This window comes from Streptomyces sp. NPDC046909, assembly GCF_040644695.1.
In the GTDB taxonomy this organism is placed as follows: domain Bacteria; phylum Actinomycetota; class Actinomycetes; order Streptomycetales; family Streptomycetaceae; genus Streptomyces.
Window position 1 is genome coordinate 393,902 of sequence record NZ_JBEYXC010000003.1, and the last position, 24,658, is coordinate 418,559.

General features: G+C 71.6%; 25 protein-coding genes. 10 read left to right on the forward strand and 15 right to left on the reverse strand.

The features are described 5' to 3' along the window. The first annotated feature begins 1 nt into the window (after position 1). Both ABZ928_RS10550 and ABZ928_RS10555 read left to right on the forward strand, forming a co-directional pair. Entirely contained in the window at positions 2-793 is a 792-nt protein-coding gene (locus tag ABZ928_RS10550; protein WP_361516784.1) for a DUF4239 domain-containing protein, read from the forward strand. Positions 794-951: 158 nt separating this feature from the next. Further along, positions 952-2,559 carry a DEAD/DEAH box helicase gene (locus ABZ928_RS10555; protein ID WP_361516785.1) on the forward strand — a complete coding sequence of 536 codons (1,608 nt, stop codon included), beginning with the start codon at positions 952-954 and terminating at the stop codon, positions 2,557-2,559. A gap of 65 nt (positions 2,560-2,624) precedes the next feature. On the opposite strand, the gene ABZ928_RS10560 is transcribed toward ABZ928_RS10555, so the two are convergent. Continuing rightward, positions 2,625-3,356 (reverse strand): DUF4232 domain-containing protein, encoded by a 732-nt coding sequence (locus ABZ928_RS10560; RefSeq protein ID WP_361516787.1) that lies wholly within the window; start codon positions 3,354-3,356, stop codon positions 2,625-2,627. Positions 3,357-3,569: 213 nt separating this feature from the next. On the opposite strand from ABZ928_RS10560, the gene ABZ928_RS10565 reads away from it, so the two are divergent. Beyond that, positions 3,570-4,832, forward strand: a complete 1,263-nt coding sequence (locus ABZ928_RS10565; protein ID WP_361516789.1) for a helix-turn-helix transcriptional regulator — start codon at positions 3,570-3,572, stop codon at positions 4,830-4,832. 122 nt (positions 4,833-4,954) lie between these two features. Here ABZ928_RS10565 and ABZ928_RS10570 read toward each other — a convergent pair whose 3' ends face one another. Together ABZ928_RS10570 and ABZ928_RS10575 are read right to left on the reverse strand one after the other, a co-directional pair. Further along, positions 4,955-6,283 (reverse strand): phosphatase PAP2 family protein, encoded by a 1,329-nt coding sequence (locus ABZ928_RS10570; RefSeq protein WP_361516791.1) that lies wholly within the window; start codon positions 6,281-6,283, stop codon positions 4,955-4,957. A 226-nt stretch (positions 6,284-6,509) separates the two neighbouring features. Continuing rightward, complete coding sequence (locus tag ABZ928_RS10575; protein WP_361516793.1) at positions 6,510-7,244, reverse strand: SDR family NAD(P)-dependent oxidoreductase; 735 nt, start codon at positions 7,242-7,244, stop codon at positions 6,510-6,512. 191 nt (positions 7,245-7,435) lie between these two features. On the opposite strand from ABZ928_RS10575, the gene ABZ928_RS10580 reads away from it, so the two are divergent. Further along, positions 7,436-8,095 carry a helix-turn-helix domain-containing protein gene (locus ABZ928_RS10580; RefSeq protein WP_361516795.1) on the forward strand — a complete coding sequence of 220 codons (660 nt, stop codon included), beginning with the start codon at positions 7,436-7,438 and terminating at the stop codon, positions 8,093-8,095. Positions 8,096-8,255: 160 nt separating this feature from the next. Further along, positions 8,256-10,235 (forward strand): BTAD domain-containing putative transcriptional regulator, encoded by a 1,980-nt coding sequence (locus ABZ928_RS10585; RefSeq protein ID WP_361516797.1) that lies wholly within the window; start codon positions 8,256-8,258, stop codon positions 10,233-10,235. A 94-nt stretch (positions 10,236-10,329) separates the two neighbouring features. Here ABZ928_RS10585 and ABZ928_RS10590 read toward each other — a convergent pair whose 3' ends face one another. From ABZ928_RS10590 to ABZ928_RS10605, 4 genes are all read right to left on the reverse strand, one after another. Next, on the reverse strand, positions 10,330-11,724 hold the full coding sequence (locus ABZ928_RS10590) for an MFS transporter (RefSeq protein WP_361516799.1): 1,395 nt from the start codon (positions 11,722-11,724) through the stop codon (positions 10,330-10,332). 236 nt (positions 11,725-11,960) lie between these two features. Next, on the reverse strand, positions 11,961-12,566 hold the full coding sequence (locus ABZ928_RS10595; protein ID WP_361516801.1) for a TetR family transcriptional regulator: 606 nt from the start codon (positions 12,564-12,566) through the stop codon (positions 11,961-11,963). A 48-nt stretch (positions 12,567-12,614) separates the two neighbouring features. Continuing rightward, on the reverse strand, positions 12,615-13,685 hold the full coding sequence (locus tag ABZ928_RS10600) for a helix-turn-helix domain-containing protein (protein ID WP_361516803.1): 1,071 nt from the start codon (positions 13,683-13,685) through the stop codon (positions 12,615-12,617). 151 nt (positions 13,686-13,836) lie between these two features. Continuing rightward, a complete protein-coding gene (locus ABZ928_RS10605; protein ID WP_361516805.1) occupies positions 13,837-14,772 on the reverse strand; it encodes a ScbA/BarX family gamma-butyrolactone biosynthesis protein in 936 nt (311 codons plus the stop codon). Between the two features lie 237 nt (positions 14,773-15,009). Here ABZ928_RS10605 and ABZ928_RS10610 point away from each other — a divergent pair, with 237 nt between their 5' ends. The 5 genes from ABZ928_RS10610 to ABZ928_RS10630 all read left to right on the forward strand — a co-directional run bounded on the left by ABZ928_RS10610 (position 15,010) and on the right by ABZ928_RS10630 (position 19,345). Continuing rightward, positions 15,010-15,672, forward strand: coding sequence for a ScbR family autoregulator-binding transcription factor (locus ABZ928_RS10610; protein ID WP_361516807.1), 663 nt, complete (start codon positions 15,010-15,012; stop codon positions 15,670-15,672). 188 nt (positions 15,673-15,860) lie between these two features. Next, a complete protein-coding gene (locus ABZ928_RS10615) occupies positions 15,861-16,559 on the forward strand; it encodes an HAD family phosphatase (RefSeq protein ID WP_361516809.1) in 699 nt (232 codons plus the stop codon). A gap of 2 nt (positions 16,560-16,561) precedes the next feature. Then, complete coding sequence (locus ABZ928_RS10620; protein WP_361516811.1) at positions 16,562-17,320, forward strand: glucose 1-dehydrogenase; 759 nt, start codon at positions 16,562-16,564, stop codon at positions 17,318-17,320. Positions 17,321-17,405: 85 nt separating this feature from the next. Further along, the gene (locus ABZ928_RS10625) at positions 17,406-18,011 is read left to right on the forward strand and encodes a TetR/AcrR family transcriptional regulator (RefSeq protein ID WP_361516813.1); all 606 of its coding nucleotides are present in this window, start codon (positions 17,406-17,408) and stop codon (positions 18,009-18,011) included. A 146-nt stretch (positions 18,012-18,157) separates the two neighbouring features. Then, positions 18,158-19,345: a transposase gene (locus ABZ928_RS10630; RefSeq protein WP_361516815.1), complete on the forward strand. Its 1,188-nt coding sequence runs from the start codon at positions 18,158-18,160 to the stop codon at positions 19,343-19,345. Between the two features lie 81 nt (positions 19,346-19,426). On the opposite strand, the gene ABZ928_RS10635 is transcribed toward ABZ928_RS10630, so the two are convergent. The 8 genes from ABZ928_RS10635 to ABZ928_RS10670 all read right to left on the reverse strand — a co-directional run bounded on the left by ABZ928_RS10635 (position 19,427) and on the right by ABZ928_RS10670 (position 24,632). After that, entirely contained in the window at positions 19,427-19,750 is a 324-nt protein-coding gene (locus ABZ928_RS10635; RefSeq protein ID WP_361516817.1) for a helix-turn-helix domain-containing protein, read from the reverse strand. Beyond that, positions 19,725-20,456 carry an HAD-IB family hydrolase gene (locus ABZ928_RS10640; RefSeq protein WP_361516819.1) on the reverse strand — a complete coding sequence of 244 codons (732 nt, stop codon included), beginning with the start codon at positions 20,454-20,456 and terminating at the stop codon, positions 19,725-19,727. Before ABZ928_RS10640 ends, ABZ928_RS10635 begins: the two co-directional genes overlap by 26 nt. A gap of 80 nt (positions 20,457-20,536) precedes the next feature. Next, positions 20,537-20,785 (reverse strand): acyl carrier protein, encoded by a 249-nt coding sequence (locus tag ABZ928_RS10645; protein WP_361516821.1) that lies wholly within the window; start codon positions 20,783-20,785, stop codon positions 20,537-20,539. Between the two features lie 68 nt (positions 20,786-20,853). Further along, positions 20,854-21,873, reverse strand: a complete 1,020-nt coding sequence (locus ABZ928_RS10650) for a beta-ketoacyl-ACP synthase III (protein WP_361516823.1) — start codon at positions 21,871-21,873, stop codon at positions 20,854-20,856. 31 nt (positions 21,874-21,904) lie between these two features. Next, positions 21,905-22,918 (reverse strand): AvrD family protein, encoded by a 1,014-nt coding sequence (locus ABZ928_RS10655; protein WP_361516824.1) that lies wholly within the window; start codon positions 22,916-22,918, stop codon positions 21,905-21,907. A 130-nt stretch (positions 22,919-23,048) separates the two neighbouring features. Then, on the reverse strand, positions 23,049-23,447 hold the full coding sequence (locus ABZ928_RS10660; protein WP_361516826.1) for a nuclear transport factor 2 family protein: 399 nt from the start codon (positions 23,445-23,447) through the stop codon (positions 23,049-23,051). A gap of 106 nt (positions 23,448-23,553) precedes the next feature. Beyond that, positions 23,554-23,967, reverse strand: coding sequence for a nuclear transport factor 2 family protein (locus ABZ928_RS10665; protein ID WP_361516828.1), 414 nt, complete (start codon positions 23,965-23,967; stop codon positions 23,554-23,556). A 65-nt stretch (positions 23,968-24,032) separates the two neighbouring features. Beyond that, positions 24,033-24,632: a flavodoxin family protein gene (locus ABZ928_RS10670; RefSeq protein WP_361516830.1), complete on the reverse strand. Its 600-nt coding sequence runs from the start codon at positions 24,630-24,632 to the stop codon at positions 24,033-24,035. Positions 24,633-24,658: the final 26 nt, after the last annotated feature.

Consider the following 24,658-nt stretch of genomic DNA (forward strand, 5'->3'; position numbering starts at 1 on the left):
CATGTCGCTCTGGCTGCTCAACCACTTCAGCACCTTCACACTGGCCGTCGTCACCGTCGGCGGAACCGTTCTTCTGGCCGTCGGCGGCAGTGTGCTGCTGCGGCGGAGATACCCGTCGCTGGCCAGGGGGGAGCACAACGACATGGTCGGTGTGACGCTCGGGATGTTCGGCGCGATCTACGGGATCATCCTCGCGTTCGTGATCGTCACCCTGTGGACGCAGGTCGAGGACACCCAGACCATCGTCGCCACCGAGGCCACCGACGCGGCGCTCATCGCCCGCGACGCCGCCGCGTTCCCGTCCCCGGTGCACGCCCGGCTCGACTCCGCGCTGAGCGGCTATGTCCACGCGGTCGTCGAGGACCAGTGGCCCCGGATGCGCGAGGGCCGCCCCAGTTACGGCGCCACGGAGACGCATCTGCGGGCCGCCTACCAGGTGCTCCAGACGTACGACCCGAAGGACGACCGGGAGCAGATCTTCTACGAGCAGGCCGTCGGCCATCTCGACGACGTCGCCACGCAGCGGCGCGCCCGCATCACCATGGCCCGCCAGGAACTCCCCGTCCTGCTCCAGACGTTGGCCTTCGGCGGCGCGCTCGTCCTGGTCGCGCTGACCTTCCTCTACGGCCTGCGCAAACTGCGGGTCCAGATCCTGTTCGTCGCCTCGGTCGCCGGGCTCGTCGGGTTCAGCCTGCTCCTGGTCGTCGTCCTGGACCGCCCCTTCGCCGGGGACCTGAGCGTCAGCCCCGATCCGTACCGGGAAGGGGCGCTCTCCCAGTACTGGGGCCGGTGACCGGGCGACCACCGGCCTCCCGTTGACCTGTGCTACCTTGGTGTACAGTGGCAACTTTGGTTACCAGAGGCAGCCAGAGACTTCGAGTGCTCTTCGACATTCGTCGACGAGCACTCTTTTTGTTTCCGGGGCTTTCCCCGTATCGAGGAAGGTCCCCCATGAACCGCCCAGCCCGCAGCACGAACAGCAGTTCCTCCCGCACCCGTACGGCCCGGAACGGTGCGCCCAAGAACGGTTCCGCCAGGAACGGCACGGCCAAGAACGGTGCGGCGAGGAACGGCACGTCCAAGGCCGGGCGCGGTGGACGGGGCGGGCGTACGGCCGCCGGTGCCACGGAGTTCGCGCTGCCGGTCACCGTCACCCCGGCGCTGCCGGCGGTCGAGGCGTTCACCGAGCTCGATCTTCCGCAGCGGATGCTGACCACCCTCGCCGCCGAGGGCGTCACCACCCCGTTCCCCATCCAGGCCGCGACCCTGCCGAACTCGCTCGCCGGACGTGACGTGCTCGGCCGCGGGCGTACGGGGTCGGGCAAGACGCTCGCCTTCGGGCTCGCCCTGCTGGCGCGTACGGCGGGACAGCGGGCCGAGCCCCGGCAGCCGCTGGCCCTCGTCCTCGTACCGACCCGGGAGCTGGCCCAGCAGGTCACCGACGCCCTCACCCCGTACGCCAAGGCACTGCGCCTGCGGCTGGCCACGGTGGTCGGCGGGCTGTCGATCGGCAAGCAGGCCGGTGCCCTGCGCGGCGGGGCCGAGGTCGTCGTGGCGACGCCCGGGCGGCTGAAGGACCTCATCGACCGCGGCGACTGCCGGCTGGACCAGGTCGCGATCACCGTCCTGGACGAGGCCGACCAGATGGCCGACATGGGCTTCATGCCGCAGGTCACCGCGCTGCTCGACCAGGTGCGCCCCGGCGGTCAGCGGCTGCTGTTCTCGGCCACCCTGGACCGCAACATCGACAAGCTGGTCCGCAACTACCTCGACGACCCGGTCGTCCACTCCGTCGACCCGTCCGCCGGTGCCGTGACCACGATGGACCACCACGTGCTGCACGTGGAGGACGACGACAAGCACGCCACCACGACCGAGATCGCCGCCCGCGACGGCCGGGTGATCATGTTCATCGACAGCAAGCACGGCGCGGACCGGCTCGCCAAGAAGCTGCTCGCCGTCGGCGTGCGCGCGGCCGCCCTGCACGGCGGCAAGTCGCAGTCCCAGCGCAACCGGGCCCTGGCCCAGTTCAAGGACGGCCACGTCACGGCCCTGGTCGCCACCAACGTCGCCGCCCGCGGCATCCACGTCGACGACCTCGACCTCGTCGTCAACGTCGACCCGCCCGTCGACCACAAGGACTACCTCCACCGCGGCGGCCGCACCGCCCGCGCCGGCGAGTCCGGCACCGTCGTCACCCTGGTCCTCCCCCACCAGCGCCGCGACATGACCCGCCTGATGTCCGAGGCCGGCATCACCCCGACGACCACCAAGGTCCGCTCGGGCGGCGACGACCTCACCCGCATCACCGGCGCGCAGGCCCCGTCGGGCGTACCCGTCGTCCTCGCCCCGCCGGTGACCGAGACCCGCCCCCAGTCCACGGGCTCCGGATCCGGGTCCGCCCGGCGCGGCCGCCGTGGCCGTCCGGGGCAGGGACAGGGGCAGAACCGGGGCCAGGGTGGTCAGAGCCGAGGGCAGGGGCAGAGCCGGGGTCAGGGCCAGGGGCAGAGCCGCCGCCGCGCGGCCGCCAGCGGCAATGGCAACGGCAACGGCCGCTGAGCGGCACCCACGAACGACGGAAGAGGCCCGGGTCGGACGACCCGGGCCTCTTCTCTGTGTCCGTCTCACCACTCCAGGGCATCCGCCATCGTCGACTGCCAGTACGAGACCTGGATCGAGTCGTCGACGTACACGCCCTTCGCCGGGAGGGACGGCTTGGCGGCGCGGGTCGCGTCCGTGTTGAAGTAGACCTCCAGGGACTTGACCGTGTGGCCGTTGGAGCCGCTGCCGTCCGCCATGGAGAGCAGGACGCTCGCGTAGCCCGACTCGCCGGGGGCCAGGGTGACCACCGCCTGCGGCTGGGAGTCCTCGAAGACCGGCGGGACGGACTGGGCCTCGCCGAAGCGGACGGCCGGGTAGTAGGCGAGGTCGCAGTTCTTCGAGCCGGTGTTGGTGACGGTGAGGAGCATGTGGTTCAGGGGGCGGGAGACCTCCGTGGCGGTCGTGCGGGTGGCGCTGACCGTGCAGGGGGTGAGGGAGGAGTCGGAGTCCGCGTCCGAGTCCGACGCCGAGTCCTTCGAACCCTTGCCCGAGGAACCCGACGTACCCGAGGAACCCGAGGAACCCGACGTCCCCGTGGAACCGCCCGTGGAGCCCGACGTGCCGCTGCCTCCGGACGTCCCGCTCGCCTTCGACGACGGCGTGGCGGACGTGTCGGGCGACTGCGTGCCCGAGGCGACCGCGGACGCTCCCTCGTCCTTGACGCCCTGCCCGTCGTTACACGCCGTCAGGGTCAGTGTGGCGGCGGTGAGCGCGGCGGCGACGAGCATGCGGCGGCGGAAGGTGCGAGTGGACATGTGAATCCCCCTGGAATGTACGGGTGTTGGCCGGGCCGCCGGTCCGGGTGCCGGAGGCGGCGTGCTTGGATGACCGAAGCTTGTGCGGTGATCCGTCCCGGCCGCCACGGTTGCCGGGGTTTCCGGGACACTGGAATGCCCGGAACGGCTCTGACCTGGGGGAATGACCTCCCCCTGGAACGCCGGTCCGGGACGCGAAGAGAGGGAGGAACGGTGGCGGGGGACGAGTTCTCGGAGCTGCTGGGGCAGTTGAAGGAGCGGTCCGGGCTCAGCTACGGGGTGCTCGGGAAGCGGCTGCACACGAGTACGTCCACGCTCCACCGGTACGTCAACGGGGACGCCGTACCGACGGACTACGCGCCCGTGGAGCGCTTCGCGCGCCTCTGCAAGGCGAGTCCGGAGGAACTGGTCGAGCTGCACCGCCGGTGGGTCCTCGCGGACGCCCGGCGGGGGCAGAAGGCGGCGGCCCCCATCACGGCCGACGACGAGTCCGAGGCCACACCCGAGATCGAGCCGCAGCCCGAACCCTCACCCGAGGCCACGCCCGCACCCGCACCCGAGGCCCCCCGCCCGCGCCGTCGTACCGTCGTGCTCGCCGGAGTCGCCGTCGCCGCCGCGCTCGTGTCGGCGGCGCTCGTGGCGAATCTCGTGCCGGGGAAGGGGACGGACGACGCGGGCGGTCAGCGAACCGTCGGGGCCGGGGCCCCGTCCGTCGGCGCGAGCCCGGGTGTCTCGAAGTCGGCCGCCTCGAAGAGCGCCTCGCCCTCCGGCTCACCGAGCGGCAGTCCTACGTCGTCCCCGTCCGCGTCCCGTAGTCGTACCGCCGGGACGGGCAAGGGTGGGAGCGCGGTCGCGGACGGGGCGACCGCGCCCGCCGTCGATGTGAATCCGTACAAGTGGGCGGACCCGTGCGGTCCGCACATCCTCATCGACCGGGAACCGGAGCAGGTGCCTCCGCCGCCGAACGAGCCGGACGCGCGGGGGTGGAACGCCGCGCTCGGCGGGGTCACCGGCGGGGAGCAGATGGTGGCGCTGACCGTGCAGGGCACCGGGAAGGCCACGGTCGTCCTTGAGGACCTGCATGTGCGGATCGTGGAGAAGAGCGCGCCGCTCACCTGGAACGACTACCGGATGCACGACGGGTGCGGCGGCGGCGTGGACACGACGGCCTTCGACGTGAACCTGGACGACGGACGGCCCCTGGTCTCCCCCAGGTCCGGTCAGCGCGGCTTCCCGTACAAGGTCACCGAGTCGGATCCCGAGGTGTTCTACATCTTCGCGGACGTCCGGTCGTACAACGTGAGCTGGTACCTGGAGCTGGAGTGGTCCAGCGGCGACCGGCACGGCATCCTGCGCCTCGACGACCACGGCAACCCGTTCCGGACCAGCGGGAACGTGGGACGGCCCGCGTACATCCACCCCAACGGGTCCTCGGCGTGGGAGCGGAACGAGTACGAGCCCGAGGTTCCCGGCTAAGCGCTCCGCTGGATGTGCGGCGACGTGTCGGCGTTCGTCTGCGGCGCCGTCGTGGCTGGTCGCGCAGTTCCCCGCGCCCCTTAGCGGCGCTGCCGTACCGCAGCCGACTTCACCGGGTCCGCTTAGACCGGCTGGGGTTGCCGCTCCGGCTGCGGTGCCGGGGCCGTCGTCGTCTCCCAGCGCGCGGTCGTCCGTATGTAGGCGTAGATCACGGAGACCATCGCCAGGACGAGCAGCGGGCCGTAGACCCAGGGGTGGCGGGCCATCTCCAGCGGCATCCAGCGGTACGACAGCAGCAGCGCGGTGAAGACCGTCGTGCCGTAGGCGACCAGCCGGAGGCCCGAGCGGTCCCAGGCGCGGTCGTACGTGCGCAGCGCCGCCTCGATGGTGAGGGTGAAGACGACGCCGGCGAGGAGGTCGGCGCCGTAGTGGTAGCCGAAGCCGAGGGTCGCGGCGAGGGTGGCGAGCAGCCAGAACGCGCCGGCCCAGCGCAGCGGGCGCGGGCCCTTGCGGGAGTGGATGAAGATCGCGACGGCCCATGCGGTGTGCAGGCTGGGCATGCAGTTGCGCGGGGTGATGCCGTCGAACGGCATGGAGTGCGGGGCGGTGACCGGCGGCACGGTGTGCGGCCAGAGGTCGGCCGCCGCCCACTGCCCGGTGTAGTGGGTCTCGGCCCAGATCGCGACGCCCGACCAGTGCTCGGTGCCGGTGCCGTAGGCGAAGATCGGGCCGACGACGGGGAAGATCATGTAGATGCCGGGGCCGAGGAGGCCGATCACCAGGAAGGTGCGCACCAGGTGGTGGCGCGGGAAGCGGCGGTCGGCCGCGACGTTGCGCAGCTGGTAGAGCGCCACGAGGACGGCGGCGACGGCGAGGTTGCCGTAGACGAAGTCGAGGAAGTTGAAGCCGACCTTGCCGGAGGCCTCGACGGCCCGGCCCACCAGCCACGACGGGTCGCCCAGGGCGCGGTCGGCGGTGGCCACGTACTGGTCGAGCACCGTCGGGCGGGTCTTGGCGGTGAGGAGCAGCCAGGTGTCCCCGGTCTTGCGGCCCGCCACCAGCAGCAGGCCGAAGCCGGCGCCCTTCAGCAGGAGGGCGCGTTCGGCGCCGGTGCGGCGGGTGAGGGCAAGCACCGCGCAGCCGAGGATCACCCACAGCGCGCCGTTGCCGAAGGGGTGCCCCTCGGTCACCTCGATGCCGGCCGCCCAGCGGACGAGCGCGAAGGCCACGTCGATGCCTATGGCGGCGGCGAGGGCGAAAAGCCTCTGCCGCCATGTGAGCACGACCATGGTCAATGCCAGGGCGGCGTACAGCATTCCGCCCGATTTGGGCGGGAATATCAGCTCTCGCAGCTGGCAGGTGAGCGGCCCCTGGACACCGTAATGGCGCGCGGAGATCTCCAGGACGACCAGGAACCCGAGGAGGACCAGGCCCGCCGCGGCCCACAGCATCACCTGTGGCCGTCTTTCCTCTATTCGTATTCGCGAAAACGCCCGCGCTGATATAGATCGCAATTATTCGCCCGATTTATTGGGTTTTAGTTGGGATTTCTGGCTATCGCGCTTGATGGGGGGAGTTCACCGCGAGTTCGAACATGTTAGCGGAGTGACGCACAGGTTTCGCCTATGGTTCAGACGGGATCCGCACGGGAGTGGTTGCCTCGCCGGCCAGGTTCGCTCAGGCCGTCTGCTCGACCCGGTCACGCCTGGTGTACATGTCCCAGTAGTGGTCCGCGAGGACATCGGGATCGACGACCTCCACCTCCAGACCACCGGGCAGTTCCAGCTTCCCGGCGGGCACGCCGTCGCCCGGTACGCCGAGGGCCTCGGCCCCCTCGCTGCGGGCGATCATCCTGCCGATGGTGAGGGTGCCCGCGTAGACGCCGGTGCCGTCCAGCTCAGCGTGCAGGGTGTGGACGTAGTTGCGGGCGCCCGCCATCGCCGGGCCGGGGCCGCTCATCTGCGGGTAGGGGTGGGCCGCCGAGGCGCCGTTGGTCAGCAGCAGGGCGCCGTCGCCGCGCTCGGTCAGCTCGGGCAGCACGGTACGGAACACCTCGACCGGGGTCAGCAGGAGCAGCCGGGTCAGCTTCTCCAGGGTGGCCGCGTCCAGCCGGGTCGCCGGGGTGAAGGCCACATCGGTCCCGATCGGGCCGTACTCCACGACGTCGATCCGGCCGAAGCGGGCGCGGATGGCGCCGATCAGGGCGGGGACCTGGGCGGGGTCGGACAGGTCGGCGGGGAAGGCGGCGGCCTCCACGCCCCGCTCCGCCAGCTCGCCGACGAGCTTCTCCAGGCGGTCGGTGCGGCGGGCGACCAGGGCGACCCGGAAGCCCTCGCGGCCGAAGCGGTGGGCGAGGGAGACGCCGAGGCCGGTACCGGCGCCGAGGACTGCGATGACTTTGGATTCGGACATGGGGGTTCCTGTCGAGAGATCGGACATGGGGGTTCCTGTCGGGAGAGGGGAGTTATCTTGACCCTTGGGTCAACTTCCTGTCCGACCGTAACACGTAAGTTGACCCTGGGGTCAAGATGTAGCGCTCGAAGGGTGCGACCATGGGGAGCCGGTCGGAGAGCCGGGAGGAAAGGGAAAGGGAGGAACGCCGGATGCGGGCCGACGCACAGCGCAACGCGGAGAAGCTGCGGGCAGCCGCCGCCGAGTTGTTCCGCGAACGCGGCCTCCAGGCGCCCCTGAAGGAGATCGCCCGCCGGGCCGGGGTGAGCCACGGCACGCTTTACAACCTCTTCGGCAGCCGCGAGGCACTCATCGACGAGGTGGTCACCGACATCGCGGCGGCCAACCTCCGCGACACCGCCGAGCGGGCCCTTGCGTACGAGGACCCGTGGGACGGCTTCGCGTACTACGTCGAGCGGCTCTGCGAACTCCAGGCCACCGACCCGGCGATCGGTGACGTGGTCTCCGGCCGCTACCCCAACGCCACCCGCCTGATGACCGTCTGCGAGCACTCCTTCGGCTACACCGTGCGCGTCATCGAGCGCGCCCGGCAGGACGGCTCCCTGCGCCCCGACTTCACCCCCGAGGACCTCCTGCTCGTCCTCGGCACCAACGCCCTGCTCGCCCGCGCCGCCGCCGGCCTCGCTCCCGACGTCTGGCGCCGGGGCGTCGCCTTCGCCCTGGACGGACTGCGCACGGCCGCCGCCCGTCCACTGCCCGCCGGTCCGCTGACACCGGAGCAGATGTACGAGGTGATGGGCAACCTCAACGCCGGAGCGGCACGCGGCGGGACCGACCCGACGGCACCCTGACGCCAACGGGCGGCGGCCGGAGGACGCCAACGGGCGGCGGCCGGAGGACAGTTCACGGCGCCCTCCAGGAGTCCGGTCGATTGTGACCATTTGATGACCGTCGAAAACGCTTTCGCCTTCATCGCATAGCCTGCATCCGCGTCAGGAGGAGGCCCGCCCGTTGGACACACGTCATGCACACGCGATGCGGTTCGGCGTGCTCGGCCCTGTCGAGGTACTCGATGGCAACGTTGCCGTCGACCTGGGACCCCGGCAGCGCCGGCTGCTGCTCGTACGGCTGCTCATCGAGGACGGGCGCCCCGTCTCGCAGGACACGCTGCTGCGCGACCTGTGGCCGACGGACCGGCCGACGGGCGCCGCGTCCTCGGTGCGCGCGCATGTCAGCCGACTGCGCGCGGTCCTCGATCCGGTACGGCAGGGCCGCTCCACGGTGCTGGTCAGCGAACCGGCCGGATACGCCCTGAAGGTGCCGGCCGAGGCCCGGGACACCGCCCTGTTCGAGGAGTCGGTGGGCCGGGCCAGGGAGGCGCTGCGCGTGCGCCAGCTCCCGGTCGCCCGGCGGGAGATCGACGCGGCGCTCGGGCTGTGGCGCGGCGCGCCCCTCGCCGAGGCCGGTGAGCACGCCTTCGCCGACCGCGAGCGGGCCCGGCTGCACGGCGCCCTCCAGGACGCCAAGGAACTCCGCGCCACGATCCTCGTCCAGCAGGGCGAGACGGAACAGGCCGTCGCCGTCGCCGAGAGCCTCGTACTGGAGGATCCGCACCGGGAGACGTCCTGGGCGCTGCTGATGCGGGCGCTGTACGCGGCGGGGCGGCCGGTCGAGGCGCTGCGGCAGTACGAGCGGTTCCGCGACATGCTCGCCACGGAGCTGGGCCTGGACCCCAGCCCGCAGCTGCGGGATCTGCACACCGCGATCCTCCGGCACGACGTGGTCGTCCTGGGCACCCCTTCGTCCGGTACGACGCTCTCGGCCGGCCCCGACTTCACGTCCGCCCACGTCCCGCCCGGGCAGGGGCCGTTCGTGGGCCGGGGCGAGGAGACCGCGCAGCTCGCCGCGCTATTGGCGGCCGCGGCCGGCGGGCGGCCCCGGTGGGCCGTGGTCCACGGGGAGCAGGGGTCGGGCAAGACCCGGCTGCTCGACGAGCTGTCGGCGCGGGCGGCGGCGGCCGGGTTCACGGTCGCCCGGACCCGGGCCGGGCAGGCACTCAGCGGGAACCGTGGCATCTCCCAGACCTGTCCGACGGTCCAGCTCCTGGACGCGCTGCGGCAGGACGGGCAGGACTCGGCCGAGGACGAGGTCGCGCAGAAGGACCCGCTCGGCACCGTCGTCCGCGAGCTCACCCAGGCGCCCACCCTGTGTGTCATCGACGACCTCGACCAGGCGCCCCAGGGTTTCCACCGCCTCCTGAGACGGCTCTCGCAGGTGGTCCGCGAGGCCCCGGTCGTCTTCGTCTGCACCCTGCGCAACCCCGACGCCCCGGTGTCCAGCAAGCTGCTCGCGGAACTGGCCCCGCTCGGCGCGACCTGGCTGACGCTGAACCCTCTCACCGTCGACGACGTGGCCGAACTCCTCACGGCGCACGGCGAGTCGGGCACCCGCGAGGAGGCATCAGCACTGCACCGGCGCTCCGAAGGGCACCCCTTCACCCTCGCCGAGCTCCTCAAGCTCCCGCCCCAGCAGCGCACTTCACGGATACCGGCCGCGGTGCGGGGCATCCTGCACGCCCGTCTCCTCGAACTGCCGGAGGAGACCCGGACGTTGCTGACGTACGCCGCCGCCGACGGCGCCTGGCTGGACGTCGGGCTCCTCGCCGCCGTCCAGGGTCTCGCCCCCGACGAGCTGCTACCGCTGATCGACGCCGCCGTCACCGCCCGCCTCCTGGTCTGGGACGCGGACCCCGAGGCCGGCGGCACCGGCCGCTACCGCCTGCCCGAACTCCCCCGCGACGTCGTCCTCAGCACCCAGACCCCGTCCGCCCGCCAGCTCCGCCACGCCGCCCTCGCCCGCGAACTGGCCACCCGCCCGGACACCGACCCCGACCGGCTGACCCGCCATCTGCGGGAGGCGGGGCCGACGTCGCCGGCGGCGGGGCCGACGTCCCTGGCTGCTGCGGGACAGCCGCACCTGGGCAGGGCGTGACGGGGGGACCCCCACCCCCGTCACGCCCGATCTGCTTCCGCACGATCTGCTTCCGGCCGCATTACCCACTTCCGGCCGCCCTGCTTCCGGCGAGCTACTTCCGGCCCGCCCGCGGCAACAGGAACCCCGTGGCCGCGGCGGTCGTCAGCAGCAGCACCGCGCTGACGGCGAAGCTCGTGTCGAAGCCCCGCTGGAAGTGCGCCGAGTCCGCGATCAGCGCCCCGAACGCCCCCACCGCGACACAACTGCCCACCTGGCGGGCGGTGTTGAGCACGGCCGCCGCCGTCCCCGCCCGCTCGGCGTCGATGTTCTCGAGAATCGCCGCCGTCAGCGAGGGCACCGCGAGCCCGCCGCCCAGCCCGATCGGCACGAGCAGCAGCACCGGGACCAGATACGGCGTGGCCGACGTGACCGTCAGCATCAGCACCGCCCCCGTGGCCATGACCAGCTGCCCGGCCGCCATCGGCACCCATGCGCCCCGGCGGGCGGCCAGCTTCACGCCCGCCATGTTGACGACCGAGATCAGCGCGCACATCGGGATGAACATCGCGCCGGTACTGACCGGGGAGGCGCCGCGCACCTGCTGGAAGTACATGCCGAGGACGAAGATGGCGCCGTAGAACACCGCGTTGACGGTGAACCCGGCCGCGAGGCAGACGAGGACCGTGCGGTTCCGGAAGACGCTCAGCGGCACCATCGGCTGCTCGCGCCGCGCCTGGGTCCGCACGAACACCGCCGTCGCCCCGGCCGCCAGCGCCAGCGTGCCCAGCACGTCCGCGCTCCCCCAGCCCGCGCGTCCGCCCTCGATCACGGCGTACGTCAGTCCCGCGAGGGAGACCACCACCGAGAGCTGGCCGACGAGGTCGACCGGAGCCGCGCGGCGCGCCGAGGGGGCGATCCGGGTCAGCAGGGCGAGGCCGAGCGCGCCCACGGGGAGGTTCAGGTAGAACACCGCGCGCCAGCTCAGCCCGCTCGTGAGCAGGCCGCCGACGACCGGTCCCACGGCGACCGCGACCGACCCTGCGGCCGTCCAGATCGCGATCGCCCGGGCCCGCTTGCCGGGGTCGGTGTACGTCTGCCGTATCAGCGCGAGCGAGGCCGGGACCATCAGCGCCGCCGCACCGCCCTGCACCATGCGCGCGCCGATCAGGGTGCCCAGGTTCGGGGCGACTCCGCAGGCCACGGAGGCGACGGTGAAGGCGGCGAGGCCCCAGGCGTAGGCGCGGCCGGCGCCGATCCGGTCGGAGAAGGTTCCGGCCGACAGCATGAACGCGGCGAACATCAGGGTGTAGCCGTCGACGATCCACTGAAGGTCGGCCATGGTGCCGCCGAGGCTGTGGGAGATCGCCGGGAGCGCCACGTTGACGACCGAGCCGTCGAGGGAGATGACGAAGAAGGCGAGCAGGGCGGCGGCGAGGACGGTGGTGGGCGCGGCTGCCGGTTCGAGCGGGGGCCGGGCGGTCCGGGCGAGCAGGGTCGGGGTGGCCATGGGAACTCTCCTTGGAGCAGGCCTGGTTGAGGCGGGGATGGTGAGAAGGTAGCCGCCCTTGAAGCCAGATGCAACCATCTAGTTGGTTTTTCAATGCGGGGTGCAGACATCGAGAAGTGGACCGCAGACATCGAGAAGTGGACCGCAGGCATCGAAGAGGGGAGCCCGGTCGAAGCCGAACTCCCCTGGGTCTCACGCCGATTACGGCCGCTTACGGCGCTTGTGCTGACGGCCGCTCAGGCGGCCCGTCCCTCCAGCGCGCTGTCGATCACCGCGTCCCCGTGCGCCACGACGCTGGCCCGCAGCAGCGCCCAGCCCGACTCCGCCTCCCCGCCCGGCCCCAGCATCAGCCGGCGCTGCTGCGGCACGATGAACGGCCAGGACGCGACGCCGATCAGGGAGATGAGGATCCGGGCCGCGGCGCCGGCGTCCTCGACACCGAGGGCGAGGCCGAGGGCGTCCGTCTTGTGGACGTAGTACGCCTCGCGCTCCTTCTCGTCCGGGATCGGCTGCTCCCGGTAGTGCAGTCCCTCCCACGCGAGCAGCCGTACGAGGTCGGACTGCCGGTGGTAGTCGAAGACCTCGCCGACGTAGCTGCGCAGCCCCTCCTCCGTGACGGGGATGGGCACGGCCTCGGACATATGGGCGTAGACCTTGTTCATCACGGCGGCGAACAGGGCTTCCTTGTTGCCGAAGTAGGCGTAGATCCGCTGCTTGTTGACGCCGGAGCGCTCCGCGATACGGTCCACGCGCGCCCCCGCGAGCCCGTACTCGGAGAACTCCGCCTGGGCGGCCTCCAGCAGCTTGGCGCGGGTCTGCTGTGCCTTGGGTGTCTCAGCCACGGCATGAGCGTAGTCGAGCGGGGCCGAAGAGAAAACCAACTGGATAGTTCATCCATGTGGGGCGGCCGGGGTGTCCGGAGCATCCGGGGTGTCTGGGGTGTCCGGACCACCCCCGGGGCCCGAGGCGCTCGCGAACGTATCGCGGTAGCTGTTCGGGGGGACGCCGACATGGCGCTTGAACAGGGCCCGTAGATTCGCCGGGGTGCCCAGCCCCGACGCCCGGGCGATGTCCTTGAGGGGCGCGTCGGACGCCTCCAGCAGTTCGCGGGCGCGGTCGATGCGGGCGTTTGTGAGCCACTGGAGGGGCGGCAGCCCGGTCTCGTCGTGGAAGCGGCGGACCAGGGTGCGGCGGGAGAGGCGGGCCCGGCCGGCCAGTCGGTCGACGGTCAGCGGTTCGTCGAGGTGACGGCGGGCCCAGACGAGCAGTTCGTCGAGGGTGCCGGTGGGGCGGGGCGGGGTGGACCGGCACGGCTGGCCGGACCTGCGCGATGGGTCGGACCGGCGCGACGGGTCGGACCGGTCGATGTAGGGGGCCTGGCCGCCGAGGCGGTGCGGCGCCGCGACGAGCACGCGGGCGCGTTGGTTGGCGGCCGCGGCGCCGGCGTCGACGCGGATGACGTGCAGACAGAGGTCTATCCCGGCGGCCCCGCCCGCCGAGGTGAGCACCTCGCCCTCGTCGACGTAGAGCAGGTCGGGTTCGACCGTCACGGCCGGGTGGGCGCGGGCGAGTTCGGCGGTGCGCTGCCAGTGGGTGGTGGCGCGCCGGCCGTCGAGGAGTCCGGCGGCGGCCAGCACGAAGGCGCCCGTACAGATGGAGACCACGCGGGCACCGCGGGCACCGGCAGCGGCGAGCGCGGCACGCACCGCCGACGACGGCGGATCCGGCCGTTTGTGCCCGGGCACGACGATCGTGTCGGCGTGGGCGAGTACGTCCAGTCCGTGCTCGACGAGCAGCGCGGGCCCACCCTCGACCCGCACCGGCCCCGGCGCCTCCGCACACACCGTCACCGCGTACGGCCCGCCCTCCCAGTCACCGAACACATGCAACGGAATACCGAAGTCCAGCGCCTGAACCCCGGGCAGAGCCAGCACGGCCACCCGATGCGGTCGCGGAGTCACGGGGGTGCCGCCTTCCTGTCGGTACGGGGGCTGCGCACGGGCGGGGCCGGTGCCGGGCCCGCCCCACGCGCGTGCCGGCACTGGCCTGTCCACGCGCGCGTGCCGTCGACACCCCGTCGGTCCACCGCCCCACCACCCCGTCGCCCCGCCGTCAGCAGGCCGCCGTCTCCAGCAGCGTGATGACGCCCGAGAACAGGCATACGTCGTTCTGGACGAGGGAGACGATCGCGCGGGTCGTGCCGCGGCCGGGTGAGTCCAGGAGGCTGGCGTGGACCCAGCAGGGGGCGTCGAACTCGGCGTAGCGGGCGAAGACGGCGTCCATGCCGATGACCGTGGTGGTCCGGGGATGGGCGACCGCCTGCGCGGCCTGGCGGGCGGCCTCCAGGACGAGCATGCCCGGCACATGGTCGACCGGGTGGTCGAAGAGCACGGGGTGCCCGAGGTCGACGCGGAGCCGGCTGCGGCCCGGGGTGTCGGAGGCGGAGAGGACCACGTCGTCGGGGTGGTCGCGGCCGACCCGGGCGGGAGCCACGGGCGGCTCCACGGGGAGCGCGCGGCCGGTGGCCCGGGCGATGTCGGCGTAGGGGCCGCGCAGCCGGTTGTAGAGGGCCGGCGCGTGGTTGGCGAAGCGGGTCTGGGCGGAGCCCACCCGTACGCCGTCGCGCACGAGGTCGACCTCCATGGTGACCGAGGCGAGCCGGCCGGCCCGGCGTACGACATCCGGGCAGGCGACGTGGAGTTCGACGGCCGAGTCGCACGCGCCGACGGCCAGGGCGGCGGGCGTGAGGGAGAAGCTCAGGCTGCTCCAGGACTGGCGGTGGCCGAACGGCACACCGTAGGCGGCGTGGCTGAGCAGCGGTACGGCCTGGCGGACCGACTCGGCGAGCAGCAGCGGGTCGTGCAGACCGTGCCGGGAGCTGTAGAAGCCGTGCTCCTTCGGCCAGTTGGCGAGGATGTGGTACCTGTCGGGTGCCGTCTCCTGCCACTCCGTGAGCAGGACCTCGGATGCGTCCACCTTGTGGACGTAGTCGCGGGTGACCGGTATGCCGACGCTGACGTCCGGCACGAGCTGAGTGGTAGTGAACATGCACGCTCCCCCTGGCATAGGCCTGTTCCGGCCCTCACGATCACATAAACATAAAGATTGTTCGGTTCTGTATGGTCAGATACGAGTAAAGAGATCTTCAATAGGGACTCAAGGCGGAGCGGAGGTTCAGGGAAGGCCCGCCGGTTCTTTCGTGGAGATACAGGGACAGTCGGGGAGCAAAGGGGCGGCTCGCGGTTCCGGCTGTAACGTAATGGATATTCTTTTTTGGGAGCCGAGATGAGACAGCTGAAGCAGCAGCGCGCCGTGGAGACCCGGGAGGCCATCCTCCAGGCCGCCGCCGTGGCGTTCGACGAATCCGGATACGCCGGGGCCAGCATCAACCGCATCCTGGAACGCTCCGGCGCGACCACCGGCGCCCTCTACTTCCACTTCGGTTCCAAGGAAGCCCTCGCCCGCGCCGTCATGCAGGCCCAGCCGCAGACCATCGTCCCACTGCTGACCTCCGAGGGGCTCCAGCGGCTGGTGGACATCACCATGATCTGGTCCCACCTCCTCCAGACGGACGTCCTGCTGCGGGCCGGCGTACGCCTCACCACGGAACAGAGCACCTTCGGCATGGAGGGCGCCGCGACCCCGTACCAGGAGTGGGCGGGGATCATGGAGGAATGCCTGGTCGCCGCCGTGGAACGGGGTGAGCTCCAGGCCGGGGTGGACCCGAAGGAACTCGCCGAGCTCGTGGTCGAGACCTGCACCGGCATGCAGCTGTTCTCCGCCGCCGCGACCGGGCGCGCCGACCTTCCCCAACGGGCCGTCCGCATGTGGAAGTTGCTGCTCCCCGGCATCGCGGTCCCCGCCCTCGCCTTCCGCATCACGATCGATCCGGAGCGCGGAAGGGCCACCGGCTATGGCAGTCTTCCGGATGCAAGTTCGACCACATGACCGGGCCGCCACCGCGCGGGGCCCGGTGATCCTGTGATCCGCACGATCCTGTGATCCGCACGGTCAGGGACTGCCTTCGACGTCTGCCGGCGCAATGAAGCCCAGGCAGCTCCCTGCACGCCCGCCGTGGCGCGCGAGGCCGCTCGACGGTGCTCCCCGACGGCGCGAAACCGTACCTGGAGGGGAACATGGAACGGGGATTCGGCAAGCTGCGGCTGGCCGCGCTCAACATCGACGGGGTGCTGCTCAACGACACCTTCAGCCCGGTCATCCACCACTTCGTCGTCAGCCGGGGCGGCACGTACACGGCCGAGACCGAGCGCGCCATCTTCTCGCAGCCCCAGCACATCGCGGGGCTCGGCATGGCGGCGGCCACCGGCTCCACCATGACCGGCGAAGAGGCCCTGGCCGCCTACTTCGAGGAGCGCGACCGCCATGTCGCCCGGCACCCCGTCGAGGTGGCGGACGGCGCGGTCGAACTCCTGCACCGCCTGCGCGGACTGGGCCTGCGCACGGTCTGCTACGGCGGGCTGTCCAAGGACCACTTCGACCGGTTCCTCGGCGACCACGCCGACCTGTTCGACGGGCCCGGGTACGTGTGCACCAACGACATCCGGCCCGGGATCCACGAGATCACCACGCAGGTCTTCGGCCTCAAGCACGACCAGGCCGTCTTCGTGGACGACGTGGCCCGGGTCGCCGAGACCGCCCGGACCCTCGGCACCCCCTTCATCGGACTCCCCAGCCCCTTCGAGCACGGATTCCAGCGGCAGTTGATGGCCGAGGCCGGAGTGCGCCACCTGATCGGCAGGCTCGCCGACATCGACGAGGGCCTGCTGCGCCGCCTCGACGCCGAGGCCGAGGCCGGCACGGTCTGGGAGCGGTGACCATGCTGAACGGACGAGTCGCCATGATCACCGGGGCGTCCAGCGGCATCGGTGCCGCCGCCGCCCGGTTCTTCGCCGCGGAGGGCGCCGCGGTCGTCCTGATGGCCCGGCGCGCCGAGCCGCTCGAAGCGCTGACCGAGGAGATACGTTCCCTCGGCGGCCGGGCCCTGGCCGTACCCGGCGATGTGGCGCGGGCCGAGGACGTCGCCCGCGCGGTCGAGAGCGCGGTCGACACCTTCGGCCACCTGGACGCCGCCTTCAACAACGCCGGTTACGCCACCGCCGGTCTGCCGCTGCACGAGATCGACGCGGCGACGTACGAGCAGACCATCGACGTCAATCTGCGTGGCGTGTGGAACTGCCTCCAGCAGCAGATCCCGGCCATGCTCGCCGCCGGCCGGGGCGGGGCCGTGGTCAACACCTCCAGTGTCGCGGGCACCGCGGCGACGGGGGCGTCGGCGGCGTACGTGGCCGCCAAGCACGCGGTCATCGGCCTGACCAAGGCCGCCGCCGCGGACTACGGGTCCCGGGGCATCCGCGTCAACGCCCTGGTGGTGGGCGCGACCCGCACCGAGATGATGGAGCAAGTCCTGCGTCAGGCGCCGGAGTTGGAGGACACGTTCGCGGCGGCCGCGATCCAGAAGCGGCTGGCCGACCCCGTGGAGGTGGCCCGCACGGCCGCGTGGCTCATCAGCGACCAGGCGTCCTTCGTGACCGGGGCGGCCGTGCCGGTCGACGGGGGCGCGACGGCTACACACTGAACGACGGCTCCCCGTCCCGGCCCGCCCATGATAAGAAAGAGAACGATCTCTTTGAAAAAGGGTGGCGGCGGGAAGGGGAGCGGCGGTGCAGGTCAGGGCGGCACGCACCCGGGAGATCCTCATCCGGGGCGCTGCCGAGTGCATGGACACCGAGGGCTACCGGGGAGCCACCCTCACAGCCATCTCCAAGCTGTGCAACGTCTCCATCGGCGCCCTGACCTTCCACTTCCCCGACAAGACCAGCCTGGCCGCGGCGGTGGTCCGGGCCGGCGCCGCCACCGCCCGCACGGCGCTGGAGGCGACCCCGGCGCCTGATCAGGGGCCGGAGCCGGACGATCCCGACTCCGCCCTGCGGGCCGTGGGAGCCCTGCTGCACGCCCTCACGGAGCTGATCGAGCGGGACGTCGTCGTCCGGGTGGCCGCCCTGCTGGCGCGCGAACGGGCGGACATCGCCGCCGACTGGCACGAGGCGTGGCTGCCGCGCCTGGTCGAGCTGGCCGAACGCGCCGACGCCCGCGGCGAACTCGCCCCCGGCGCCGAACCCCGGCTGGTGGCGGGCCTGGTGGGCTGGCTGCTGGCGGCGGCGGAGGCGTACCCGCGTACGGCCTCGGGGCGGCATACCGACTTCCGGGGCGAGGTCGCCCGCGCGTGGCCGCTGATCGAGCGGGGCATCGCCAGGAGCGCGGTGTAGCACTCGCCGATTTTGCACAGCCTTTCCACAGGGGCCATCAAGCCGTGGCCGTTTCAGCCCCCAAAAACAAAACGAGTATTCTATATTTTTCCCTTGAGGAGAGCTCAGGCCACAAGCCAGGGGCGCCAGAGAGACGGGGGAGCTGTATGTACACCATGGTCGAACCGAGGCCCGTGTCCCGGATACCGAGAGCCAGGGACCGGCACCGGGACGCCGAGCTGCGCCGGCACCGGGAGCAGCTCCTGGGCACGCTCTTCACCTCGCTCAGCCGACGGGACCAGCGGGTGCGCGGCGAGCACTATCTGCGCGGTCTGCTGCTCGCCGACGGGCGCAAGTCGGTCCGCAACATCGCGCTCTCGCTCGGCCGCCCGGACGAGGAACAGCGACTGCACCACTTCATCTCCGGCTCGACCTGGGACTGGGCCCCCATCCGGGCCGCGCACGCCGGGTTCCTCGACCAGGTGAGCCCGCCGCGGGCGTGGGTGCTGCACGCGGTGACCATCCCCAAGGACGGCGAGCACACGGTGGGCGTGGACCGCTTCCCCGACCCACGGGACGGGCGGAGCGTCAACGGGCAGCGGGCGTTCGGCGCCTGGTACGCCTCCACGGCCTTCAGCGCGCCCGTCAACTGGAAGCTGTTCATGCCCCGGCACTGGATCGACGACGAGACGCTGCGCGGACGTGCCGACGTCCCGGCGACCGTCGGCTACGAGCCGATGGGGCAGTGCGCGGCGGACGTGGTGCTGGAGGCGGCGCGGCAGTTCTCCGTCCCGCCGCGGCCCGTGCTCATGGATCTGCGGACGGATCCCGACTGGTGCTCCGCGCGGCGGCTCGCCGACGCGGGGCTGCCGGTGGTGGCGCGGATCTCCGCGAACACGCCGCTCGTGGTGGCGGATGCGGTGCCGGCGTCGTCCGACGGGCGGGCGGTGTCGTCGGCGTCGGTGTCGGCTCTGAGCATCCTCGACTCGGCCAAGTCCTTGCGACGCGCCGTCGATTGGGCCGACCCGGGGGGTTCGGGGAGCGTGCACACGTCGTGGGTGGCGGCGGTTCGGGTGCGCCGTGGGGCGCGTCAGCTCACCCTGCTGGGCGAGTGGCGTCCGGGGCAGGAGACGCCTGCGCAGATCTGGGTGTCGGATCTTGCGGATGCCGGTCCGGCGGAGCTTCTGAAGTTGACCAAGCTCACGCGGAAGGTGGCTCTGGACAGCAGTCTCGGGGCCGATCGGACGGGGGCGCGGGACTTTGTGGGGCGCTCGTTCTGTGGGTGGCATCGGCACATGACGTTGGCTTCCGCCGCGCATACGTTGCGGTTGTTGGCGTTGCGTGGGGGGTCTTGAGGGTTCGTCGGCGGGTGCTGCGCCGTTGTGGCTGGTCGCGCCCACGCGGCGGAGCCGCATATTCGATACGGCCCCGCGCCCCTATCGGGGCGCTGCCGTCACCCTCGTCGTCACTTGTACCGCCTCCAATAGCAGCGGAAAACGCGCCTCTATCTCCTCCCTCCTCAGCGAGATGACCCTCGCCGTGCCCCGGACCTCTGTTCTCACCAAGCCCGCCTCCCTCAGGACCTTCAAGTGGTGGGAGAGGGTCGACTTCGCGATCGGGTAGGTGAACAGGCCCGCTATGCGCGGGCCCTCGGTGTGCATCGTGCGGGCGATGTCCCTGCGGATGGGGTCGCTCAGGGCGTGCAGTACCCGGTCCAGGGAGATGTCCTGCGGGTCAGGGTGAAACGGTGGGGTGCGCATGCCGACCTCCTTGTCGACTGAGCGGGAGCTCCGGCGGCTCGGGGGCGCCGGGCAGTACGGTCCAGCGGTGCAGGCGGGCGTGCCGGTCGAGCCGGGGGTCGCCCGCGACCGCGACGGGAGTGCCGACGGCGTTCAGGATCGGCAGGTCGGACAGATGGTCGCCGTACGCGGTGCAGTCGGTGAGGTGTGCGCCGTGGGCCGCGGCGGTCTGCCGGGCCGCGTCGGCCTTCGCCGGGCCGATCATCGGTGCCCTCAGGAGCTTCCCGGTGTAGCGGCCGTCGGTGATCTCGGGCTCGGTGGCGCGTACGTCGACCACGCCGAGGTGGCAGGCGAGAGGCCGGAGTACGGCGGGGAAGGACCCGGAGACGAGGACGACGGTGTCTCCGTCGGAGCGGTGGCGGTGCAGGGCGTCGACGGCGCTGGGGTTGAGGAAGCCGCCCTGGGCCAGCTCCTGGGCGAACCAGGACCGGGCCAGCTCGGTCACGTCCGCGGCGTCGGCGTCGCGGAAGTTGGCGAAGTAGGCGCGGTTGGTCTCCTCGCGGGGCACACCGATGGCGGTCATGGCCTTCAGCCGCTGGCGCCGCTGCTCGTACACCTGGGGGTCGTGCCCGAGGGCCGCGAGGTAGTGGCGCAGGAAGCGGAAGAGCGTGGTGCCGGTGGTGAGGGTGCCGTCCACGTCGAAGAACGCCAGGCGTCGGGGGCTCATGGTCTGTCTCTCCTGTGCGGTGCGCCGACGTCCGGGCCCCGCGCCGCGGTCGGCGGCGCGGGGCCCGGAGGACGGTCGGGTCAGGCCTGGACGCCCTTGGACTTCAGCAGTTCGGCGGTGGCGGCTATGGTGCCGGCCTCCTTGAGCTCGTGGTCCTCTATGTCGACGTCGAAGCGGCGGGAGAGCGCGACCGCGAACTCGACCAGGACGAGGGAGTCGAACTCCAGGGTCTCGAAGTCGGTGTGGATGTCGGTGTTCTCCGGGACCTCGTAGTCGGTGAGCAGGATGTCGATCAGGATGTCGGCCAGCGGCATGGTTGAGGTGCTCATGACAGTGACTGCCTTTCGGGTGTGAGGGGTACGTGCGTGAGCTGCGGTGGAGCAGGTGGCGCGGTGCGTCAGACGGGGACGATGTCCGGCCAGGTGAGGGCGGCGGCGCCCCAGGTGAGACCGCCGCCGAAGGCGGTCAGCAGGACGCGGGCGCCCGGGGTGAGCGAGCCGCTCGTCGCGGCGTCGGCGAGGGCGAGCGGGATCGAGGCCGCGGAGGTGTTGCCGACCCGGTCGAGGTTGATGACCGCGCGGTCCGCCGGGATGCCGAGCCCCTTGGCCACGGCGTTGAGGATCCGCACATTGGCCTGGTGGCCCACGAGCCGGTCCACGTCGTCGGCGGCCCAGCCCAGCCGGTCCAGCACGGTCTGCGAGGACTCGGTCATCCGGTTGACGGCCTGGGTGAAGACCTGCTTGCCCTGCATGGTGAAGTAGCGGTCGTCGGCGTCCGGTTCCGGTGTGGTGGCGCGCTGCCGGGAACCGCCGGCCGGGATGGTGATGAGGTCGCGCCCGCTGCCGTCGGAGCCCAGGTCGATGTCGAGCAGCAGCCCGGCCTGGTGGTCGTCGGCCGCCGCGGACAGGACGACCGCTCCGGCGCCGTCGCCGAAGATGACGTTGGTGGTGCGGTCGGCCGGGTTGAGGATCGTGGAGTAGGTCTCGGCGGCGATGACCAGGGCCCGCCGCGCCTGCCCCGAGGCGATGTGCGCCGAGGCGGCCGCGAGGGCGTAGAGGAAACCGGAGCAGACGGCCGCGATGTCGTAGGCGGCGACCGGGCCGAGCCCGAGCCGGGCCGCGACGTCGGGGCAGGTGGCCGGGCAGGGGTTGTCCGGTGTGGTGGTGGCCAGGACGACGAGGTCGACCGCGCCGGGCCCGGCCTCCAGGCCGGCCGACTTCAGGGCCCGGTGGCCGGCCTCGACGGCGAGATCGCCGGTGGCGACGCCGGGCCCGGCCCAGTGCCGGCTGCGGATGCCGGTCCGGGAGGTGATCCATTCGTCGGTGGTGTCGAGGCGTTCGCAGAGGGCCTCGTTGGTGATGCGCTGCGGGGGCAGATAGCTGCCCAGCCCGACCAGCGCGACAGGTGTCGTGTGCACAGGGATCGCTTTCTGGCGGTCGGCAGCGGGATCAGGGCAGCAGATGTACGACGTTGCAGGTCAGCTCGGTGCCGCCGAGCGCGGCGGTGATCCTGGCGGTACGCCAGGTGCCCTCGGCCGTGGGAAGCAGGTTGGCGCGGTCCAGCGTGACGCGGAAGCGGGCGCCGGGCACCGCATCGGCGCCAGGCACCGCATCGGCGCCGGTCACCGTCTTGGCACCGGACGTGAACCGGGTGCTGCGCATCCACAGGGTGTTGGAGTCCGCGCGGGTCAGCCCGTCGAGTTCGTAGAGCAGCACCTGCCCGAGCTGGAGGGCGCAGACGAACAGGTCGATCGCCGTGGGCCCGTGTCCGGCCGGCGCCTCGGGGGCGTCGACGAGGGTGAGGCGGGCGTCCGCCGTGCCCGCGGCCACGTCCGCGACGACGTCCCGCAGGTACTGGGCGCGGTCGCGGTGGGAGACACCGAACGCCGCCGTGTTCCAGGGGCCGTCGAGTTCGCCGGCCGTGGCGTAGGAGCCGGGCGCGTCCTGCGGTCCGTCCGTCGCCGGGTGCTCGGCCTCGACCTGGAGGGTCATGGAGCCGATCGTGCAGTCCAGGGTGGTGACGGACCGTCCGGGGGCGTCCGGGGCGGCGCTGGTCGAGCGGTGCCGGGCCGTCACCTCGAAGCGCTCCAGGCCCTCTTCGTCGGGCGTGGGACCGGCCTTGATGCGCAGGTCACGGACGCGGAAGAAGGCGTCGGCCGGGAGCCGGTGGGTGTGCGCGGCGTACAGGCCGGTGAGCCGGGCGGCGAGCAGCATCCCGTCGAGGGTCGACAGATGCGGCCGCTGCTGGGTCTCGCCCTTCTGTGACCAGGTGTCGGGCAGATGGATGCCCGCGGTCGCGCGCACCTCACCGGGCGTCCCGGCGGTGCCGGGGGTGATGGTGATGTCGGTCAGCGAGTACGTGACCCGCTTGAAGCCCTCTCCGAAGAACCGGGTGTGCCGGTCCCCCAGAACGTCGTCGACGCTGTCGAGCCGGAGCTCTTGGACTAGGCCGTTGGCCTGCATGTCGGTGATCCTCCCCCATCAGGATTCGGTTGCATGCCCCGCCCCGGCGCGGTGGGCCGGGGCGGAGCGGAGCGGCGGGGGCGCGGGAATCGCTCGTGACGAGCCCGGGCGCCCCCGCCCTCGGCATGACTCAGTGGTCGCCGAGCTGGGCCTGCGCGGCGAAGGCACCCTTGTGGAAGTAGAGCCGCGCCTCGGCGATCAGGCCCTCCTCGTTCAGACGGAAGACGCTGATGCCGGACCAGTTCACGGGGTTGCCCTCGGCGGTCACCACGGCGCCGCGCCAGGAGACGGCGGTCTCGCCGCCGCTGGTGTACGCCTCGATGGGCGTGATGCCGATGAACCGCTCGAACAGCGGGATCACCTTGCGGAACCGGGCGAGGATCTCCTCACGGCCGCGCATCGGCTCGGTGCCGACCGGGTCGTGGAAGAGCGCGTCCTCGGCGAAGCCCGCACCCCAGAGCTCGGCGTCGGCGGCCAGCGAGCCCTCGTAGAACTGGTGGACGGCCTTGGGCATGGCGGGGAAGGACATGGGTGTCTCTTTCTTCTTGTAACTGGTGTGGAGGGAAAGAAAGGTGGAGGGAAAGAAGGGTGGTCCGGGAGGGCCAGGCCCTGATCAGGCGGTGATCATGCGGTGATCAGGCCGTGAACGCCTCGTGGATCGCGTAGCTGTCCTCGTACATGTGGTAGCGGACGATGCGGCCGTCGGTGACGGTGAAGTGCAGCGCGTACCGGTTGGTGAACTTCTTCTTGGTGGCGATCACTTCGAAGACGCAGTTGGCGATGACCACGGCGTCCTGGTCCTGGGTGACGCGGGTGGTGATCTCGAACGACTCGGGGCCGCTGAGGAGTTGCGGGAAGAGGCCGTAGAACTCGGCGATCTCGTCCTTGGTGGACCGGGAGCCGGCCCACGGGACGTTCGGGGAGCCGCCGACGTGGAAGTCGACGGTGTCGGCGAAGACCCCGAGCAGGGCTTCGGAGTCCCCGGCGCCGAAGGCGGCGAAGAAGGCGTCGACGGTCTCGTCGGTGGTGCGGGTGGCGGTGGTGGTCACGGTGGTTCCAACTCTCCTGTGGGGGTGGCTTCTACGGTGGTCGGATCTGTGGACCCGGTGTCGGGTCAGGCGGTGATACCGAGGGCCTCGCGGCCGGCGAGGACGACGGCGGTGTGCCGGGCGACCTGCTCACCGAGGTGCTCGGCGGTCGCGACGTCGGCCTTGGAGACCTCGGAGGGCGGCAGGTCGGCGGGGGTACTGGCGGCGGCCCCGTTGAAGTAACCCAGCCGGTTGAGGTCGTTCTCCGACTCGGTGCTGGTGTGCCAGCCCGGGTGCAGGCCCAGGTTGATCCAGTGCATCTGGTGCTGAGCCGCGAGGGTGGCGAAGTAGGCCAGCGTGGAATGCTTGTCACCGGCCTTGCACGCGGCGTTCGTGAAACCGGCGCCCAGCTTGTTCTTCCACGCCGCCGTGGCCCACCGCTTGGACGTCGACTCCGCGAAGACATGGAACTTGCCCGCCGCGCTGCCCATGTAGGTCGGCGAGCCGAACACGATCGCGTCCGCGTCGTCCAGCAGCTGCCACTGCTCGTCGGTGATGGTGTCGACCCGGACCAGGCTCACCTCGGCACCGGCGGAGACGGCACCGCGCTCCACAGCCTGCGCGAACACATCGGTGTGACCGAAACCCGAGTAGTAGGCGATGACGACGGACGGCTTCTTCGACATGACAGAAAACTCCAGAACCAGGGGGA

Excerpts from the sequence above, each read along its gene's own strand:
- ABZ928_RS10550 (WP_361516784.1), top strand. The coding sequence starts at position 2 with ATGTCGCTCTGGCTGCTCAACCACTTCAGCACCTTCACACTGGCCGTC.
- ABZ928_RS10605 (WP_361516805.1), bottom strand. The coding sequence starts at position 14,772 with ATGTTCACTACCACTCAGCTCGTGCCGGACGTCAGCGTCGGCATACCG.
- ABZ928_RS10635 (WP_361516817.1), bottom strand. The coding sequence starts at position 19,750 with ATGCGCACCCCACCGTTTCACCCTGACCCGCAGGACATCTCCCTGGAC.
- ABZ928_RS10630 (WP_361516815.1), top strand. The coding sequence starts at position 18,158 with ATGTACACCATGGTCGAACCGAGGCCCGTGTCCCGGATACCGAGAGCC.
- ABZ928_RS10645 (WP_361516821.1), bottom strand. The coding sequence starts at position 20,785 with ATGAGCACCTCAACCATGCCGCTGGCCGACATCCTGATCGACATCCTG.
- ABZ928_RS10570 (WP_361516791.1), bottom strand. The coding sequence starts at position 6,283 with ATGCTGTGGGCCGCGGCGGGCCTGGTCCTCCTCGGGTTCCTGGTCGTC.
- ABZ928_RS10620 (WP_361516811.1), top strand. The coding sequence starts at position 16,562 with ATGCTGAACGGACGAGTCGCCATGATCACCGGGGCGTCCAGCGGCATC.
- ABZ928_RS10670 (WP_361516830.1), bottom strand. The coding sequence starts at position 24,632 with ATGTCGAAGAAGCCGTCCGTCGTCATCGCCTACTACTCGGGTTTCGGT.
- ABZ928_RS10555 (WP_361516785.1), top strand. The coding sequence starts at position 952 with ATGAACCGCCCAGCCCGCAGCACGAACAGCAGTTCCTCCCGCACCCGT.
- ABZ928_RS10580 (WP_361516795.1), top strand. The coding sequence starts at position 7,436 with ATGCGGGCCGACGCACAGCGCAACGCGGAGAAGCTGCGGGCAGCCGCC.
- ABZ928_RS10590 (WP_361516799.1), bottom strand. The coding sequence starts at position 11,724 with ATGGCCACCCCGACCCTGCTCGCCCGGACCGCCCGGCCCCCGCTCGAA.
- ABZ928_RS10615 (WP_361516809.1), top strand. The coding sequence starts at position 15,861 with ATGGAACGGGGATTCGGCAAGCTGCGGCTGGCCGCGCTCAACATCGAC.
- ABZ928_RS10560 (WP_361516787.1), bottom strand. The coding sequence starts at position 3,356 with ATGTCCACTCGCACCTTCCGCCGCCGCATGCTCGTCGCCGCCGCGCTC.
- ABZ928_RS10660 (WP_361516826.1), bottom strand. The coding sequence starts at position 23,447 with ATGTCCTTCCCCGCCATGCCCAAGGCCGTCCACCAGTTCTACGAGGGC.
- ABZ928_RS10640 (WP_361516819.1), bottom strand. The coding sequence starts at position 20,456 with ATGAGCCCCCGACGCCTGGCGTTCTTCGACGTGGACGGCACCCTCACC.
- ABZ928_RS10575 (WP_361516793.1), bottom strand. The coding sequence starts at position 7,244 with ATGTCCGAATCCAAAGTCATCGCAGTCCTCGGCGCCGGTACCGGCCTC.
- ABZ928_RS10655 (WP_361516824.1), bottom strand. The coding sequence starts at position 22,918 with ATGCAGGCCAACGGCCTAGTCCAAGAGCTCCGGCTCGACAGCGTCGAC.
- ABZ928_RS10610 (WP_361516807.1), top strand. The coding sequence starts at position 15,010 with ATGAGACAGCTGAAGCAGCAGCGCGCCGTGGAGACCCGGGAGGCCATC.